This is a genomic window from Allochromatium humboldtianum (assembly GCF_013385175.1).
GTDB lineage: Bacteria > Pseudomonadota > Gammaproteobacteria > Chromatiales > Chromatiaceae > Thermochromatium > Thermochromatium humboldtianum.
In genome coordinates this window covers 423524-441495 of record NZ_JABZEO010000003.1, presented here as the reverse complement: position 1 = coordinate 441495, position 17972 = coordinate 423524, and the positions used below count along the sequence as shown (strand labels likewise).

16 protein-coding genes are annotated in these 17972 nt (G+C 65.2%); 7 read left to right on the top strand and 9 right to left on the bottom strand.

Going from position 1 to position 17972, the window contains the following annotated elements:
* Both HW932_RS06740 and HW932_RS06735 read right to left on the bottom strand, forming a co-directional pair.
* Window positions 1-951: HD-GYP domain-containing protein (locus HW932_RS06740; RefSeq protein WP_176975704.1), on the bottom strand; the 951-nt coding region annotated here is incomplete at its 3' end.
* A 66-nt stretch (window positions 952-1017) separates the two neighbouring features.
* Window positions 1018-1440 (bottom strand): BLUF domain-containing protein, encoded by a 423-nt coding sequence (locus tag HW932_RS06735; RefSeq protein ID WP_176975703.1) that lies wholly within the window; start codon window positions 1438-1440, stop codon window positions 1018-1020.
* Here HW932_RS06735 and HW932_RS06730 point away from each other — a divergent pair.
* Window positions 1439-1630, top strand: coding sequence for a hypothetical protein (locus HW932_RS06730; protein WP_176975702.1), 192 nt, complete (start codon window positions 1439-1441; stop codon window positions 1628-1630). The two genes, HW932_RS06735 and HW932_RS06730, sit on opposite strands and share 2 nt — an antisense overlap.
* A 52-nt stretch (window positions 1631-1682) precedes the next feature.
* Here HW932_RS06730 and HW932_RS06725 read toward each other — a convergent pair whose 3' ends face one another.
* From HW932_RS06725 to HW932_RS06715, 3 genes are all read right to left on the bottom strand, one after another.
* Window positions 1683-3032, bottom strand: coding sequence for an ammonium transporter (locus tag HW932_RS06725; RefSeq protein WP_281358185.1), 1350 nt, complete (start codon window positions 3030-3032; stop codon window positions 1683-1685).
* 24 nt (window positions 3033-3056) lie between these two features.
* The gene (locus HW932_RS06720) at window positions 3057-3395 is read right to left on the bottom strand and encodes a P-II family nitrogen regulator (protein ID WP_012971516.1); all 339 of its coding nucleotides are present in this window, start codon (window positions 3393-3395) and stop codon (window positions 3057-3059) included.
* A gap of 73 nt (window positions 3396-3468) precedes the next feature.
* A complete protein-coding gene (locus tag HW932_RS06715) occupies window positions 3469-4191 on the bottom strand; it encodes a TorF family putative porin (RefSeq protein ID WP_176975701.1) in 723 nt (240 codons plus the stop codon).
* Between the two features lie 452 nt (window positions 4192-4643).
* On the opposite strand from HW932_RS06715, the gene ubiK reads away from it, so the two are divergent.
* The 4 genes from ubiK (at window position 4644) to HW932_RS06695 (ending at window position 8888) form a co-directional block, all read left to right on the top strand.
* Window positions 4644-4910, top strand: coding sequence for a ubiquinone biosynthesis accessory factor UbiK (ubiK, locus tag HW932_RS06710; protein ID WP_176975700.1), 267 nt, complete (start codon window positions 4644-4646; stop codon window positions 4908-4910).
* Between the two features lie 18 nt (window positions 4911-4928).
* On the top strand, window positions 4929-6446 hold the full coding sequence (locus HW932_RS06705; RefSeq protein WP_176975699.1) for a YifB family Mg chelatase-like AAA ATPase: 1518 nt from the start codon (window positions 4929-4931) through the stop codon (window positions 6444-6446).
* 121 nt (window positions 6447-6567) lie between these two features.
* Entirely contained in the window at window positions 6568-7806 is a 1239-nt protein-coding gene (locus HW932_RS06700; RefSeq protein WP_176975698.1) for a PilT/PilU family type 4a pilus ATPase, read from the top strand.
* Window positions 7807-7832: 26 nt separating this feature from the next.
* Window positions 7833-8888: a PilT/PilU family type 4a pilus ATPase gene (locus HW932_RS06695; protein WP_176975697.1), complete on the top strand. Its 1056-nt coding sequence runs from the start codon at window positions 7833-7835 to the stop codon at window positions 8886-8888.
* Here HW932_RS06695 and HW932_RS22170 read toward each other — a convergent pair.
* Window positions 8818-9021, bottom strand: coding sequence for a Wadjet anti-phage system protein JetD domain-containing protein (locus HW932_RS22170; RefSeq protein WP_176975733.1), 204 nt, complete (start codon window positions 9019-9021; stop codon window positions 8818-8820). The genes HW932_RS06695 and HW932_RS22170 overlap by 71 nt on opposite strands.
* Before the next feature lie 123 nt (window positions 9022-9144).
* Window positions 9145-10494 carry an RNA-guided endonuclease IscB gene (gene iscB, locus HW932_RS06685; RefSeq protein ID WP_176975696.1) on the bottom strand — a complete coding sequence of 450 codons (1350 nt, stop codon included), beginning with the start codon at window positions 10492-10494 and terminating at the stop codon, window positions 9145-9147.
* Between the two features lie 434 nt (window positions 10495-10928).
* On the opposite strand from iscB, the gene HW932_RS06680 reads away from it, so the two are divergent.
* The gene (locus HW932_RS06680) at window positions 10929-11333 is read left to right on the top strand and encodes a VanZ family protein (RefSeq protein WP_176975695.1); all 405 of its coding nucleotides are present in this window, start codon (window positions 10929-10931) and stop codon (window positions 11331-11333) included.
* A gap of 3 nt (window positions 11334-11336) precedes the next feature.
* Window positions 11337-12212 (top strand): TauD/TfdA family dioxygenase, encoded by an 876-nt coding sequence (locus tag HW932_RS06675; RefSeq protein ID WP_176975694.1) that lies wholly within the window; start codon window positions 11337-11339, stop codon window positions 12210-12212.
* 13 nt (window positions 12213-12225) lie between these two features.
* On the opposite strand, the gene HW932_RS06670 is transcribed toward HW932_RS06675, so the two are convergent.
* Together HW932_RS06670 and HW932_RS06665 are read right to left on the bottom strand one after the other, a co-directional pair.
* A complete protein-coding gene (locus HW932_RS06670) occupies window positions 12226-15213 on the bottom strand; it encodes a PAS domain-containing protein (protein WP_176975693.1) in 2988 nt (995 codons plus the stop codon).
* Window positions 15210-17777, bottom strand: coding sequence for a hybrid sensor histidine kinase/response regulator (locus HW932_RS06665; RefSeq protein ID WP_176975692.1), 2568 nt, complete (start codon window positions 17775-17777; stop codon window positions 15210-15212). Before HW932_RS06665 ends, HW932_RS06670 begins: the two co-directional genes overlap by 4 nt.
* Window positions 17778-17972: the final 195 nt, after the last annotated feature.

Sequence of the window (17972 nt, the reverse complement as noted above, 5' to 3'; positions counted from 1 at the left end):
GAGTCGCTCCAGCAACCGCCCCAGATCGACGCGCACCCGCACCTCTTCCGGGTCCATGTAGCGCTTGATACCGAGTCCCGGCTGCTCGGTGTCTCGAACCTGCGGCGGACTCAGGGGCATGCCGATCGGATCGGCGACCGCGACCGTCAGCGGGCAGTTGACGCGCGCTCCGCGCCGGACGACGACCGCCGTCTCGCCGCTCTGGAGCCGCACATAGGTTCCGGGCGGATACATGCCCATCTGCTTGGTGAAGATGGCGCCGAGCTCGCCGGAGTGGTCACGCATCTCCAGATAGAGATTGCGCACCGCCACGTTGGGCGCCAGGGCGCGTCGGCTCCGACGCGGGCTGATGCGGGCCACGAACAGATCGCTCATGCGCAGCAGATGCTGGAGCGAGTCGCGCACGGGCTTGCCCTTCGGATAGCCCCGGCCATCCGGGGTCTCATGATGCTCCTCGACCAACGACAGCCAGATCTCGTCGGTGACGCCCAGCCGACGCAGCACATTGGAGCCCTCGGTCGGATGCCGTTCGATCAACTCGCGTTGTTCGAAATCCAGGGGTTGGGTCTGAGACGCGAGCCGATCCTGCAACGCACGCATCCCGATGTTCATCGTCAAAGCAGCCTGACTCAAGGACTTGAGCCGCTCGCCCTGGATGCCGGCCAGCGGCCCTGCCAGCTGACAGGTCACAGCCGCCAGCAGCGCATGAGAAACACTGTAGCCGTGGCGTAGATCGTGGAGCATCTGCACGAGCACGAACAGACTGTCATCGGGACGTTCCGCCAGTGCTCGCGTCAATTCAGTGTTGAGCCGGGACAGTTGCGTCTGGAAATCCGGGCCGTTGGTGGAACCGGCTCCGAGTCTCTGGAGTCGTCGATGCAACGCCGGCCATAGATCCGTCGGATCCGGGCTGGGTGATGGTTGGGTGACGTCACTGTCTGGCGTTGACATGGTCCGGACGGCTGATGGATGTCGATGTCCGAATTCTAAACCGGCACGATCAGGCCGTGCTTGGGTCTATTGATTGCGCGCGAAGAGGAGCAATAGATCGAAGGCCAGCCCGCGCTGGGCGCCGATGGTGGCCGGGTCGAAGCCGTGCTCGAAGAAGGGCGCGAAATTGGGGTGACGCCGGATCTCCTCCTCAGTCACCTGTTTGAAGCCCATGCTCCATTGTTCGAAACTGCGGGCCGGGATCTCGCTACGCTCCAGCTCGATCAGACCGAAGTGACGCGCATCCCGCGCGACGCGGGCATAGGTCTCGTCTACGGCCTCGGCCTCGCCCTCCAGCACCTGGATGAAGCACCCCTCGGCATAGAGCAGCATGCCCGTGATGCCGTGGCGTGCGTTGTGGCGTGCCGAGCTGTCGAGAATCGCCTTGAGTTCGGCGGGCTCGTACTCCTGGCGGGCCGTGCTCATGTAGATGATATGGATCAGTGGCATGGGATTCTCCAGGCTGGGTGCGATGACGGTGGTCCCGGATCCGGCCAGTCGGAATATCGGGTCGATCACGCTGTTTATGCATGATATGCGTTCTTCGCTTCTGCGCGCCATCGATGAGCGTTTTATGATTCGAGCGGACAAAAGAATGGGGCCGAACGGCCCCGAAATCACAACAACAGTCAAAGCATGATGTGTCCCGGTTCGGGACGGTGGCCGGACGGCGCCGGCCACCCGTAAGCGGATCAGAGGATATAGCCGCGTTCGTCGTGCTGCGCCAGATCCAGACCCATGGTCTCCTGTTCCTCGGTGACGCGCAGACCCATGGTGGACTTGATCCCCATCAGGATCAGCCAGCTCAGGACGCCGCCATAGACCAGGGTGGCCACGACCGAGACGAACTGGATGAGCACCTGCACGCCGATGCCGTCGACGCCGTCGGCCAGCCCGGCCCCGCCCAGGACAGGCGCGGCGAAGACGCCGGTGAGGATGGCGCCGACGATGCCGGCCACGCCATGTACGCCCCAGACGTCGAGCGAGTCGTCATAGCCGAGTTTGCGCTTGAGCTTGGTCGCGGCGAAGAAGGCGAAGAAGGCGCCGGCGAAGCCGATGGCGATCGCGCCCATGGGACCGGCCGTGCCCGAGGCCGGGGTGATGGCGACCAGTCCGGCGACCGCGCCGGTGGCGATACCCAGCACCGAGGGTTTGCCGTGATTGATCCACTCGATGAACATCCAGGTCAGGGCCGCCGTGGCCGTGGCCAGTTGCGTGACCGTCATCGCCATGCCGGCGGTGCCGTCGGCGGCCAGTTCCGATCCGGCATTGAAGCCGAACCAGCCGACCCACAGCATGGAGGCGCCGATCACCGTCAGACCCAGGTTGTGCGGCGGCATGGCAGTGACCGGATAGCCCTTGCGCGGACCGAGCACGATGGCCGCCATGAGCGCGGCGATACCGGCGTTGATGTGCACCACGGTGCCGCCGGCGAAGTCGAGCGCCTCGCCGCCTTCCGTGGTCAGGCCCATGATCGTGCCCAGATGCGCGATCCAGCCGCCGCCCCACACCCAGTGCCAGACCGGCACATAGACCAGCGTCAGCCACAGCGCCATGAACACCAGCATGGCCGAGAATTTCATGCGTTCGGCGAAGGCGCCGACGATGAGTGCCGGGGTGATGATGGCGAAGGTCATCTGGAAGGTCATGTAGAGCGATTCGGGGATGGTGCCGGCGACCGAATCGACCGTCAGGCCCGAGAGGAACAGGCGATCCAGACCGCCGATGATCGATTGCAGCGAGCCGCCGTCGGTATAGGCCAGACTGTAGCCGTAGATGGCCCACAGCAGACTCATCATGGCGGTGATGGCGAAACACTGCATGAGCACCGAGAGCACGTTCTTGGCGCGCACCAGACCGGCATAGAACAGCGACAGTCCGGGGATGGTCATGAACAGGACCAGCGCGGTGGCGGTCAGCATCCAGGCGGTGTCGCCGGTGTCGATCGTCGCCTCTTCCTGAGCGAGCGCCAGGAAGGGGATGAACATCAGCCCGACCGCGAGCAACGGTCGGAGCAGGCGTGGGAGCGGGGTCGAATGCATCTGAGGGATCTCCTGGGGAGTGGATCAGAGTGCGTCCGCGCCGGTCTCGCCGGTGCGGATACGGATGACCTGATCGAGTTCGAAGACGAAGATCTTGCCGTCGCCGATCTTGCCGGTGCGGGCGGCGTTGCTGATGGCCTCGATCACCTGATCGACCATGGCGTCGTCGACGGCGATCTCGACCTTGATCTTCGGCAGGAAGTCCACGACGTATTCGGCGCCGCGGTAGAGTTCGGTGTGGCCCTTCTGTCGGCCGAAGCCCTTGACCTCGACGACGGTGATGCCCGAGACGCCGATGTCGCCGAGCGCTTCGCGCACGTCGTCGAGCTTGAAGGGTTTGATGACGGCTGAAACCAGTTTCATGGTGGATGAGCTCCGATGGCGGCCAGGGCCGGTCCCCTGGTCGATGGGTTGCGAGTCAGGCGCGGTGCCGTGCTCAGAATTCCTTCAGCCAGCCGACCCAGACCTTGGGATCGTCGTCATAGGTGTCGCGTCCGACCTGATCGTAGTTGAGGCTGAAGGTGCCGAAGTCGCCGGCCTCGCGGCTGACAGTCACACCCCAGTGGGCGTAGTCGTTGCCGCCGTCGTTGTAGCGGAAGTCGTAATAGCCGCCGCGCAGGCTCAGACCCAGTTCGTAGGGCAGTTCGAAGTCGAGACTGGCGTGGTAGTAGAGATCGCCTTCGATGTAGTTGGCCTCGTCGTCGGCGACGCCGTCGGCATCGTCGGCCTGACCATAGAAGGTGTAGGCGACGCCGGCGGTCAGCCATTTGTAGGTCGCGCTGGCGCCGATCTCGGAGAAGTCCAGATCACGGCCATCGGGATAGGCGTAGTAGATCAGGTTGAGTTCATAGCTCAGGTCGTCGTTGATCGAGCCGCCGAAACCTGTATAGAGATCGAGTTCATAGTTGGTGTCGTCACCGAAGTCGACGTTCGAGACCCAGGTGCCGGCCGAGAAGCCGCTCTCGTGGGCGTAGTCCAGACCGCCCTGGATGGCCGGACCATTGTCGGTCTGGCTCTGGCCGCGCCACATGTAGTTGCTCACGGCGCCGATGTTGGCGCTGACCGAGTGCGGACCCTCGGCGAGCGCGATCCGCGAGGCGGTGGCGCCCATGACCAGGAGGCCGGCCGCCGCGAGTGCGCTGATGCTCTGTGTCTTCATGGATGGTTCCTCGTGCTGGGTTGTTGGCTGATGGACTCGATCGCGGACGTCGACGGCTCGACCGGAGGGGCTGTGCGAGCGGTTCGGTCCTGGATGCGTGCCGGCAATAATGCAGAGAGCGTGCCATCGAGCGTCCGAGCCGGGATTCGGTCGCCGGACGGATCGGCTCGGCACGGATATCCCCAAGACCTCAAAGGGTTCAGGGATGGTGTGGAGTCGCGGTTCCAGCGGCGATGTGTTGCGCGTGAACGGATGCTTTTCGGCCGCATGTGTGAAATTCACCACAGTTGGATGCACCAAAATGAGGCGCGCCGATCCGGCCGAGGCGGATGGATGCACACTCATGGAGCGAACGCGAATAGAAGACGGTTCGCGAACACGCCCCTATAATGCCCACTCGAGGTCTCTTCCGATCCGAGCTTCATTCCAACCCAATTCAAGGTCTTCAAACGATGTTGGACCCAAAACACTTCGACGATCTGTTCCAACGCCTGTCGACGGCCATGCCGAAGGGGCTCCAGGTCTTGCAGGACGACGTCAACCGCAATCTGCGCGCCTCGCTGGAGGCCGGACTGTCGCGGCTCGATCTGGTCACGCGCGAGGAGTTCGACGTGCAGTCGGCGGTGCTGGCGCGCACCCGCGAGAAGCTGGCCGCGCTGGAGTCGCAGGTCGCCGCCCTGGAGCAGGCGCACGCCGCTCCGGGACACCATTCGAGCTGAGTCAGGGAGGGACCGGACTTGGCCCTCTGCATCCTGCACAGCCGCGGACGGCTCGGGATCGAGGCGCCGCCGGTCACGGTCGAGGTCCAGCTCGCGGGCGGGCTGCCGGCGATGTCCATCGTGGGTCTGCCCGAGATGGCGGTGCGCGAGAGCAAGGACCGGGTGCATGGCGCGCTGGTCAACAACGACTTCCAGTTTCCGAATGGGCGGGTCACGATCAATCTCGCCCCGGCCGATCTGCCCAAGGAAGGCGGGCGCTTCGATCTGCCGATCGCGCTCGGCACCCTGGGCGCCACGGGCCAGATGCGCACCGAGCTGCTCCGGCACTATGAATTCATCGGCGAGCTGGCCCTGTCGGGTGAACTGCGCCCGATCCAGGGCGTGCTGCCGATCGCCCTGGCGGCGCGTGCCGCCGGACGCGCGCTGATCCTGCCCGAGGCGAACGCCGCCGAGGCGTCCATCGTCGATGGGCTGGAGGTGCGCCCGGCCGCCCATCTGCGCGAGGTCTGCGCCCATCTCAACGGCGCCGAGCCGCTCGCCGTCCAGCGCGGCGACGATCGTTTCCAGATCCGGCCCGAGTATCCGGATCTGGCGGACGTGCGCGGTCAGGAGCACGGCAAACGCGGACTGGAGATCGCCGCCAGCGGCGGACACTCGATCCTGATGTCCGGTCCGCCCGGCACCGGCAAATCCATGCTGGCCATGCGGCTGCCCGGTCTGCTGCCGCCCTTGACCGAATCCGAGGCGCTGGAAGCAGCCGCGATCCGCTCGGTCGGCGGGCGTGATCCCTTCGATCCGGGGCGCTGGCTGGAGCGCCCCTTCCGCTCACCGCATCACACCGCCTCCGCCGTGGCCCTGGTCGGCGGCGGCGCCCAGCCGCGACCGGGCGAGATCTCGCTGGCGCATCATGGCGTGCTCTTTCTCGACGAACTGCCCGAGTTCGATCGTCGGGTGCTGGAGGTGTTGCGCGAGCCGCTGGAGTCGGGCTGGATCGACATCTCGCGCGCGGCACGCCAAGTGCGTTTTCCGGCGCGCTTCCAGATGGTCGCGGCCATGAACCCCTGTCCCTGCGGTTATCTGGGCGATAGTACCGGGCGCTGCCGTTGCAGCCCCGAGCAGGTGGCGCGTTATCGCCGGCGTCTGTCCGGTCCGCTGCTCGACCGCATCGATCTGCATGTCGAGGTCTTGCGTCTGGAGGTGGGGCAGCTCACCGGACCGGCGTCGTGTGCGACCGAGACCACGGCTCAGGTACGCGCCCGTGTCGGGGCGGCGCGCGAACGACAGCTGGCACGCGCCGGCAAGCCCAATGCCGATCTGATGCCCGCCGAGATCGAGCGCGACTGTGCGCTCGATGCCGCCGGCCGGCGACTGATCGAGCAGGCCCTGACGCGACTGGCGCTCTCGGCACGCGCCTATCACCGTATTCTCAAGGTGGCGCGCACCATCGCCGATCTGGCCGGCGCCGAGCGCATCGACACCACGCATCTGAGCGAGGCCATCGGCTACCGACGGCTCGATCGGGGCGTGAAAGTTTGAATCCATGCCATTTTCGGAACGCAGTGCGCGGCTTATCATATGAACGCGCACGGCTCCTGAGCGTCATGCGCGCGACCGTCGATGTGATCGTCGTTCGTCATCCGTACTACCAGAGGGCGCCATGGACCGTCAACAAGCTGCAAATTTCATGCTCGACTGTCTGCGTAAGATGACGCAGAAGAACGGGTCCGATCTCTTCATCTCCGCCGGATTCCCGCCCGCCTGCAAGATCCACGGGCGCATGACGCCGATGAGCACTCAGACGCTGTCCGGCGAGCAGACCAACATCCTGGTGCGCTCGATCATGAACGACCGGCAGGTGCGCGACTTCGACGCCCACAAGGAGTGCAACTTCGCCATCAGTCCCAAGGGCATCGGGCGTTTCCGCGTCAATGCCTTCGTGCAGCAGGGACTGTCGGGCGCGGTGCTGCGCACCATCAACGCCGGCATCCCGACCCTCGACGAGCTGAAGCTGCCGCCGGTGCTCAAGGAGGTGGTGATGAACAAGCGCGGTCTGGTGCTCATGGTCGGCGGCACCGGCTCGGGCAAGTCGACCTCGCTCGCGGCCATGCTCGGGCACCGCAACGCCAACAGCTACGGCCACATCATCACCATCGAAGACCCGGTCGAATACGTGCATCCGCACGTCAACTGTCTGATCACGCAGCGCGAGGTCGGCGTCGATACCGAGAGCTGGGATGCCGCGCTCGTCAACACACTGCGTCAGGCTCCGGACGTGATCCTGATCGGCGAGATCCGCACCCGCGAGACCATGGAGCATGCGATCAACTTCGCCGAGACCGGACACCTCTGTCTCTCGACCCTGCACGCCAACAGCGCCAATCAGGCGCTCGACCGCATCATCAACCTCTTCCCCGAGGAGCGGCGCAGTCAGTTGCTGATGGATCTCTCGCTCAATCTCAACGCCATCATCTCGCAGCGTCTGCTGCCGAGTACCGACGGCGGGCGCGTCGCCGCCGTCGAGATCCTGCTCAACTCGCCGCTGATCCAGGATCTGATCTTCAAGGGTGATGTCGGCGGCATCAAGGCGATCATGAAGAAGTCGCGCGAACTCGGGATGCAGACCTTCGACATGGCGCTGTTCGACCTCTACGAAGCGGGCAAGATCAGCTACGAGGATGCACTGCGCAACGCCGACTCCATGAACGGTCTGCGGTTGGCCATCAAGCTCGAAGGGCATGGGGCACGGGAGAAGGACCACTTCAGCGACACGGGTGGGCTGTCGATCCTGAGCGACGAGGACGAGGAAGAGGGCGGTCCGGATTCGAGTATGTTCGGTGAGTCCTCGCCGGTCTCGACCATCGAAGACCCGCCGACACGCTTCACGCCGAATCGATGAAGAACGAGCCGCGACGGTAAACCAACATGGACATCAAGCCCTATCTCGAACTCATGGTCAAGCACAAGGCCTCTGACCTGTTCTTCGCCGCCGGCACCCAGGTCAAGATCAAGATCGAGGGCGTCATCCGCTCGGTCGGCGAGACGGTGCTGACGGCGGCGACCTGTCGGGCGGCGGTCGAGGGCATCATGACCCCCGAGCAGATCGAGGAATTGGAACGCGAGCGTGAGCTGGATTTCGCCATCGCGCTGGAGGGCAAGGCGCGTTTTCGCGTCAACGCCTATTTCCAGCGTGGGCAGCCGGCGATGGTGTTGCGCTACATCCGCGCCAATGTGCCCACGATCGAGGAGCTCAACGTCCCGCCGATCCTCTCGCAGTTGATCATGAACAAGCGCGGGATCATTCTGATGGTCGGGGCCACCGGCTCGGGCAAGTCGACCACGCTTGCGGCCATGATCAACCACCGTAACCGCAATTCGACCGGCCACATCGTCACCATCGAGGATCCGATCGAGTTCACCCACACGCACCAGCAGTGCATCATCAGTCAGCGCGAGATCGGCATCGACACCAAGAGCTATGCCAACGCGCTCAAGAGCGTGCTGCGCGAGGCGCCGGACGTGGTGCTGATCGGCGAGATCCGCACCCGCGAGACCATGGAGGCGGCAATCGAGCTGGCCGGGACCGGGCATCTGGCGATCTCGACCCTGCACGCGAACAACGCGCATCAGGCGATGGAGCGCATCATCAACATGTTTCCTCAGGAGATGCACAAGACGCTGTTCATGGATCTCTCGGCCTATATGCGCGCCATCCTGTCACAGCGTCTGGTGCGCACCAAGGACGGTGCGCGCTGCGCGGCGATCGAGATCCTGGTCAACACCCCGCATATCGCCGATCTGATCCGCGACGGACGGGTCGACGCCATCAACGAGGCGATGCAGGAGAGCGGCACCGAGGGCATGTGCACCTTCGACGATGCGCTGCTGGCGCTCTACAACGCCGGCACCATCACGATGGAAGAGGCGCTGGCCAATGCCGACTCGGCGGCCAATCTGGAGGCGAAGATCCATTTCGGCTGAGCTGCTCCACACCCAGCGCATCGAGCTGGTCGATCAGCCGGTGGAAGCCGACGTGCTCCTGCTCCAGCCGCCGGTTCGGGCCGAAGCGGTTCTGTTGCAGATCCAGGTACAGGGCGCGCTCTTCATCCGTCAGTCGCTGTAGCTCGGCCCGCGAGGGCTTGTCCTCGACGCCCCAGAGGTCGAATCAGTCATCAGTCTTGCGCGAGAAACCCCGTCCTTCAGGGCGGGGAGGGATAGCGCACCGCGCGGAGCGCGGTTAGGCCGCCCGTCTCGCCTTCTCCATTTTTGGTTTAGGTTGGAAGGCGTAGCCATAGCCGTCAGCACGCTGAAGGAGACGACAATGGCGGTAGGAGATCCCCTGGACGGTTCCGGCCGGGGCCTGGATGTTGAACGATCCCGTTAGGCGCACCGCGACGCGCCCGACATGCACGCCGGCCTTTTTCCCTTTGGGCACCTCGGCGCGCACCCAGTCGCCGGTCTGGAAGCCCTGGACGCGCTTGTGGCGCCTGAGATAGCCACGCGGAAAGCCGTTTTTGGACGTGCGCGTGCGGCTGTAGGCCCCGCGTCCGGTGGCGCGGATGCTCAGGACCGGGCGGTTCCAGTCGTGCACCTGATCGACGGCGCCGACACAGGCGGCATCGAGGGCATGGGTTTTGGGGATGTCCAGGCGCGTGCGATTGAACTTGGTGCGTCCACCCGAGGCGGTCTCGACCGGCAGGCCCGTGGTCTTGAGCGCGTTCAACAGCGCCCAGCGCGTGGCATTGACGGCGGCGGCATCCTGGAGCGGCGCTTTGGCCTGGGCCTGGATCTGGTGCAGGCGCGCCGGTTGGCGTTGCAGAAAGTCCTCAATGGATCGGTTCCCCTTGCGCTGATTGCAGGGCCGGCAAGCGAGCGTCAGGTTCGAGACCCGATCCGAGCCGCCCCGCGCGCGTGGAACGATGTGCTCGATCTCCAGCGGCACGTGCGTCGCGCCACAATAGGCACAGCGGCGGCGCCACTTCTCCAGCAGGTATTCACGGACTTCGTAACCGGCCAGTTCGCCCTGTTGGTATTCGACCCCGCTGATCTCGGGATTTTGCATGGCTTGGGTATCGAAACGCACCAGTTCCTGACTGAGGGCGGTGATCGGGGCGAGCCGGCGCAGGCGCTGCACCCAGTTGACGGTGGTGTCGAGCCGATGCTGTAACGACGGCGGCAACCAGCCCTCACGGCGGAGGCGATTCAGGAAGCGCGGCGCCCGGTAGCGCGTCTTTCGAGACCGGCGTGCCCGGCGGTAGTGACGCCGAAGCGTCAGCGCCTCCCGGATCGCCTGGCCGCGATGCGCCAGTTCCCCAAACCACAGCCCATGTTCCAAGCGCTCGACCGCGCCCGTGTCTGGATCACAGGTCTCGGATTCACGTACCAGGGCCAACCCCGTGACGCGACTGCCCGGATCGAGCTTCAGGCGCAGCGGTTGCAGCGCCCCGCCGAGCCGATCCTTCAGCCGAATGGTGAAGGGGGCCAGACGCACCACCACCGCCCGTCCGCGCTCCAGTAACAGCCGCGCGCGTTTCTCCGTGCACGGCATCAGTGGTTTCTTCTGTTTGTCGAGTACGAATACAGCCATCGCTCTGTTCCAAAACGCGCCCTTACGGGCCTGGTGACGGAGCCTTGCGGCTCGCTCCCCTCGGGAATGTCTGCAACCGGCTCCCGCCTCACGGCGGCGACCCGAACCTTCGACGCTTTACCTTTCGTCAGCATGATCCGGGTCTTCGAGAGTCCGAGGCTGAGGAAGCACCTCGGAGTCGGTCTGTGCGACCTGTTGCAAACGCAGCGGGTTTTCACCGCTTTCCCTGGTCAACCTAGCTCTTTCAAGCTCCGGCCTTCAGGCCGGGGTAGTTGACAGAGTGTCGGGCGGTAAGCGAAGGCGAGGGCGGACATGAGACGACCTCTCGATCAGGGGGGATGTTGCTGCATTTGCCATGAAGACGCTTGATACTACAATACCTCGCCACAGCTCAGGCGAAACCTGAGCCCATCCCACAGGCTCCCGAGGCAATGATGTCTTTCGATATCCCCAGACCACTCTATCGTGTCGCCCTGCTGATCTGCCTGCTGGCCGTGCTCTATCTGGCCCTGACGCCCACCGAGACGGTGCCCGGACTCGGCTTCGACAAGGCCAATCATCTGCTGGCCTTCCTGGTTCTCGCCTGGCTGGCCGACGGCGGCTGGCCCGGACGCGAACAGGCCTGGAAGCGCTGGGGCTGGCTGCTGTGCTATGCGGTGTTCATCGAGTCGCTGCAATACGAGCTACCCTATCGCGACGCTTCCTGGTTCGATCTGCTGGCCGATCTGCTGGGGCTGGCGCTCTATTCGGGACTCAAGTGGCGCTTTCCCCAGTGGAAGGTCTTTCCACGCACCCCATCTCAGCCACAACCGCTCCCGCAAGCGACTGGAGACACCTGACACATGCCGGATTCACCCTTTGCGCTCGACGACGACTCGGCTTACCAACGCTGGCGCGAGCGTAAGCTCGAACAGGCGCCGACCGCTCTCGGGGCGCTGATCGTCGAGGTCCGTGACCCGCGCCGGCTCACCGACGCCGAGCGCTCGGCCATCCTGGAGCGCTGCCGGATCGCCAACATGGCCATCTATGTCGGCGCCACCGGCGACGACCCGGACAAGGAGATCCCGCGCGCACTCGGCGCCAGCCTGGGCCTGCACCGGCTCGACCACAACCCCGGCGCCGATGAGGACGCCATCACCTCGCTGACGGTGCAGACCGACGCCCGTCATCGCGACTACATCCCCTATTCGAACCGTCCCATCTCCTGGCACACCGACGGCTACTACAACGACCCCGAGCACCAGATCCATGGTCTGCTGCTGCACTGCGTCCATCCGGCCGAGGAGGGCGGGGCGAACGACCTGCTCGACCACGAGATCGCCTACATCCTGCTGCGCGACCGCAATCCCGAGTTCATCCGCGCTCTGATGCACCCGGAGTGCATGACCATCCCGGCCAATCATGTCGATGGCGAGGAAGTCCGGCCCGAGCAGCCCGGCCCGGTGTTCTCGGTGCGACCCGACGGACGGCTGCACATGCGCTATACCAATCGCGCACGCAACATCCGCTGGCGCGACGATCCCGTCACCCTTGAGGCCGTCGCGACGCTCAAGACCCTGTTCGAGCAGGGTACGTCCTGGAGTGTCTGCGGGCGCCTGGAATCCGGCTGGGGTCTGCTCAGCAACAATGTGCTGCACACCCGAAGCGGCTTCACGGACGGCCCGACGCCGCGTCTGATCTATCGGGCGCGCTATTACGACCGCCTTCAGGACACCTGACGTGCGTTCCGGCTCAGCCGGCGGAAGGCGGTTCCAAAGCCGCCTCCTTGAGTACGGCGAGCGCGGCCTCGAAGCGCAGATCACGGATCGCCGTGCCAAGTGTCCGGCACCTGTCCGCGCCGAGCGCGCTCTTCAACGCCGGCTCCAGCTCACGGAAGATCCGTCGCGCCCGCGAGTTGTTTTCGCTCAGTGCGGCGCGCAGCTCGGCGACTCGCTCCAGATCCGGGTCGGACATCACCTCGGTCGTCGCTGAATGGCGTTCGGGCGGAGTGGTCGTCTCTGTGTCCAGAACCCAGGGGCCGCAGAGCACGATGAAGTCCATCAGCCGCTGTTCGAGACTCTCCAGTTCGGGTGCGAGCACGCGCGCGTCGACACCCTGCTCGATGGCCAGCTCCAGGCGTTCCGCCCGCTGCATCAAGTCCGCCGCGCCCAGATGTCCGGCCTCGCCGCGCAGTCTGTGCATGGCCTGTGTGGCGGCCTTGCGCGCGCCCTGCGCCAGGGCCTCTTGCGCACGCTCCACCGCGTCGTGCTGTTCGCTGATGAAGCGGGTCAGCAGATGCTGGAAAAAGGCCGGATCGTTTCCAAGGCTACGGATGGCGAGCGCCTGGTCGATGCCCGGAATGTCCGGAAATGCCGCGCCTGTGTCGGCGAATGCGGCAGACGGCATCTCCGCAGACGTCTCGCTATCGACCGCACGCTCGGCGTCCGGAAGCTCAGTCACCGGCTCGACTTCGGCATCCGCCGGCGGCTGCGCGCCGATCCGGGCCGCCAGACAGTCGACGAGCTGCTCCAGATCCAGCGGCTTGGGCAGGATGTCGTCGACCCCGGCGGCACGCGCGGCGGCCTGTTCCTCGGTGGTCACGCCCGCCGTCAGAGCGATGATCGGCAGATCGGTCAGCCCCAGATCGTCGCGGATCAGTCCGGTGGCGGTCAGACCGTCCATCACCGGCATCCGCACGTCCATCAGCACGGCATCGAATCCAGCCGGGCAGGATTCCAGAATCCGGACGGCTTGCTGACCGTCGACCGCCAGGGTGACGCGCGCGCCCTCTTTGCCCAGCGCACGTTCGACCACTTCGCGATTCATGGCGCTGTCGTCGACCACCAGGAAACGACGTCCTGTCAGACGCGGTCCGCTCTCTGTGCGTTGTGCATGGAAGACCGGCACGACCGGATCCGTGGCAGCGCGCGCGAACGGCAGCTCGAACCAGAAGGTACTGCCCTGTCCGACCTGACTCTCGACCCCGATCCGTCCGCCCATGAGTTCGACCAGACGCTTGCTGATCGACAGCCCCAGTCCGGTGCCGCCGAAGCGCCGGCTGATGTGGCCGTCGGCCTGGGTGAACGCCTGGAAGAGTCGGGTGACTGTCGCCGGCTCGATGCCGATGCCGCTGTCGGAGACCTCGAAACGCAGCCGAACCTGTCGCGCGTCGGATTCGAGCGTCCGGATACGCACTCGGATGCCGCCGTGCTCGGTGAACTTGATGGCGTTGCCGATGAGATTGAGCAGCACCTGATCGAGCCGCAGGGCATCGCCGAGCAGCGAGCCGATGGGCGTGTCCGGCGTCTCGATGTCCAGCGTCAGCCCGCGCGACTGCGCGGTGGAGAGCATCAGGCTGTCGACCTTGGCCAGCAGGGTGTCGAGGTCGAAGGGATGCGACTCCAGCCGCAGTTGTCCGGCCTCGATCTTGGAGAAGTCCAGGATGTCGTTGAGCAGCACCAGCAGCGACTGACCGGCCTCATGGATGTGCTCGACCAGTTCATGCTGATCGGCCGGCAGCGGCTCCCGTTCCAGCACCTGGGTCAGGCCCAGCACGGCGTTGAGCGGGGTGCGGATCTCGTGGCTCATGTGGGCCAGGAACTCGCTCTTGGCGGCACTGGCGGCGCGCGCCTCGGCCGTGCTCGCCTCGATCTGCCGCGCCAGACTCGAGTTGAGTTCACGGAAACGGCGTTCGCTCTCGCGCAGTTCCTGCTCCATGCGCTTGCGCTCGGTGATGTCGAGCGTGACCCCGCTCAGGCGCTCGACCCGACCTTCGGGCGAGAAGGAGGTGCGCCCGAGTGCGCTGATCCAGCGTAAGGAGCCATCGGGCTGGATGACGCGATACTCGGCTTGATAAGGCGCGTGCTGTTCGAGCGCACGTCGTACCAGTCGATCGGTGGCCGGGCGATCCTCGGGGTGGATCAGCGACATGATTTCTTCATAGCTCGGTTCGGCATTGGCCGGTAGCCCGAACTGCGCACTCAAATGGCCCCAGCACTGCACCCGATCGGTCCCGACGTCCAGGTTCCAGAGTCCCAATTGCGCGCTCTCGATGGCCAGCCGCAGGTTCTCCTCGGTCTGGCGCAGGGCGGTGATGTCGGTATGGGTGCCGATCATGCGGATGGGCGTGCCGTCGGCGGCGCGCTCGAAGATCAGGCCGCGATCCAGGATCCAGACCCAGCGACCGTCGCGATGGCGCATCCGATGGATGCTTTCGTAATGAGCGGCGTGTCCGTCGAGATGGGATTTGACCAAGGCGATCGTCTCCTCCAGGTCGTCCGGATGGATACGACGCTCCCATTCAGAGAGGCTGTTGCTGAGTTCGCCCGGCTGATAGCCGATCAATTCATGCCAGCTCGCCGAGAAATCGACCGTGCCGGCCTGGACGTTCCAGTCCCAGACCGCGTGTCCGGCTCCATCGAGCGCCCGCTTCCAGCGCTGCTCGTCGGATCTCAGTCGCTGTTCGTCGTCGAAGTGCGTCTCGGCGGTGCGTCGCAATTCCAGCACGGCCTGTTCGCGCTGCCGATGCTCGCGCCGCCACAGCAGAACGCCGGCGGCATAGGTCAGTACCAGTATGAAGCCCAGGCCCAGATTCATCAGACAGGCCGGGGTATCGAGGCGACAGTGCGGATCGGCATAGCCGCTCATCGCCGCGAGTGCGAGCGTGACGACGAGCAGGACGAGCAGCACAGGCCAGATCAAACGCGCCGTGCGGGTCGAGTGTTCGGATGGATGGTTCATCGCTTTTCGATTGACTGTGGTGCGTGCTCGCGACGGAAGCGTTGCAACCGCTCGCGGGCCGTTTCGAAATCGAGGGCGCCGATCGACTCCGCAACGGGCGCATAGCCGGAATGCCGGGGCGTGCCGATGAGTTCGGCCAGGATCTCGCGATTCAGATGCCGCGCCCGACTACTGTGGGTCGCCAGCAGCGCGTCGAGTTCGTCCAGACGTCCAGTCAACCGGCTCGGATCCTGGTCGGACACGGCGGGATTCGCCGCCGGAGCCGCAGACGTCTCGGGTTCGATTTCAGACAGCGCCTGTAGCGGCCAGTGCGGAGCATGGATCTCCGCCGGCTCGCTCTCGGCGTCCGGGTTCCATTCGCTCCTCGGCGCGGGTCGTTCCAGGCGCGCCGTGAACCAGAAGGTGCTGCCCTGACCGGCGACGCTCTCCACGCCGATCTCGCCGCCCATCAGCTCGGTCAGACGCTTGCAGATGCTCAGTCCCAGCCCGGTGCCGCCGTACTGGCGCGTGGTCGAGGCGTCGGCCTGATGGAAGACGTTGAACAGCCGCGCCAACTGTTCCGGCGTCAGCCCGATGCCGGTATCGCTGACCGAGATCTTCAGCCGCACCGCCGACTCGGTAGCGTCCAGGCACTCGACGCGCACCTGAACGCCTCCGGCGTGCGTGAACTTGAGCGCATTGCCGACCAGATTGTTGAGCACCTGCAACAGCCGCAAAGGATCGCCCAGCAGCCGCTCGGGCGTCTCGGACGCCAGCCTGAACTCCAGGCGCAGCCGCTTCTTGCGCGCCTGGAGCTCGAACAGGGCGCGCACGGTATCGAGCACCTGCCGGATCTGAACCGGGATCGATTCCAACTGCATCTGTCCGGCCTCGATCTTGGAATAGTCCAGGATGTCGTTCAGCACGCCGAGCAGGGCGGTGGCGGCCAGATGGATGCGTTCGATGTAATCGCGTTGCTGCGCCGTCGGTGACGAATCGAGCAACAGGTCGGTGAATCCGATCACGGCATTCATCGGGGTACGGATCTCATGGCTCATGTTGGCCAGGAACTCGCCCTTGGCGCGGTTGGCCGACTCGGCGGCGGCGCGCGCCTGTTGCAACTCATGTTCGTTGCGCTTGCGCTCGCTGATGTCGCGCCCGTTGAGCACCAGACCGCCGACGGCCGGGTTGCGGCTCAGGTTGGTGGCCAGGATCTCGATGTCGCGCCAGGCGCCGTCGGCATGGCGCATGGACCACTCCGTGACCAGGGTGATGTCCGGGGCGTCCAGAACACGGGCGATGAAGCGGGCGGCCTGCGCCTGATCCTCCGGGCGTAGAGAGTCGAGCAGCGAGACCTGCGTCAGCTCGCGCGGCGAATGACCGAGCACGCGCTGTACGGAATCGCTCGCGAAGCGCGCCCGCAGATCCGTGTCGGTCAGGATGATGAGATCCGAGGAGTGACGCGCGAGCGCGGCGAAACGGATCTCGCCGATTTGGACGGCGTGCTCGGTCTTCAGGCGCGCCAGCTCGCCGGCGGCGATCGCCTGACGCAGCATGGCCAGGACGACCAGGATCGTCGCGACCAGGATCAGGATGCCGAGTTCCGTGCCGTCGCGATCCTGGGTGTGGCCCGGCAGCCAGTCGAATACAGTCGGAATGATGAGGGCGTAGACGGCGCCGATCGCCAGATAGGGCAGGATCGCCAGACCCCATTCGGGACGCTTCGGGACGAGCGCCCGTCCGTCGTCGGGCGGGACGGAACCGGGGCGGCGATCGCGATACTCCAGATAGGCCGCCGCCATCATCATCACCGTGGCCAGATGGTAGAAGACATCGGTGAGTTGACCGACGGCATACTCGCCGGTGGCCGCTTCCTGGGCGAAACGCAGGTCGGCCAGCAGAAAGACGAGCAGCCCCGACATCAGCCATAGCATGGGCGCCGCCGCGCGCTTGCGTCTGGGCCGCAACAGCCAGACCGCCATGCCGACCAGCAGCACCGCATCGCTGACCGGATAGGCCAGCACCAACGCCACGACCTCGACATCCTCGGCGGCGGTGATGGCGCGCAGCGGGAAGTACCATACCAGGGTCGCCACGCCGATCGCGATCACGCTCAGATCCAGCCAGAACAGCAGCCGCTCGCCGCGCGCCTCCAGCGGACGTGCGAAACTCAGGATTCCGGCGAGCATCAGCGGGAAGAAGGCCAGATAACCCAGATCCGCCAGTGAAGGAAAGGGTTCGATCCCGAGCAGATTCTCATAGACCAACCAGGTGATCTCGCCGCTCAGATAGGCCAGCTCGCCGAACGCGATCAGCCGCCAGCCGCGACGAATGACCGGCTCGATCCAGGGCGCGCGCGCCGTGCGCCACAGCAGGATCAGGTATGAGACATGGAACAGGATGAAGGCCAGATTGGCGATCAGCGTGCTCCAGTGCTCGCTGCCCCAGTGCGCCTGCAGCCAAACGGTAAAGATCGCCAGGGCCGCCAGATTGAACGCCAGCAACCAGAATCCCGGATCGCGGAACGGCGCATCGAAAACGGCACGGGCGGAGGCGGACTCCGGAGTCCGCGACGATTCAGGCATGAGGCGCTCGTTCGGGCATGATCTCGACTCGGCGGCGAATCTCGACGCTTCTCGGAAGCGTCTTTTGGATAGAATGCCGTATTCTAAACCCTGCCGGCGTCGACCGCCGTCGATTCGCATCGCGTCCACGCCGCATCGCGGGGAACAGAAACACTCGCGAGTGCGTCCGAACCCCAGCCGTCGCCACATCCATGG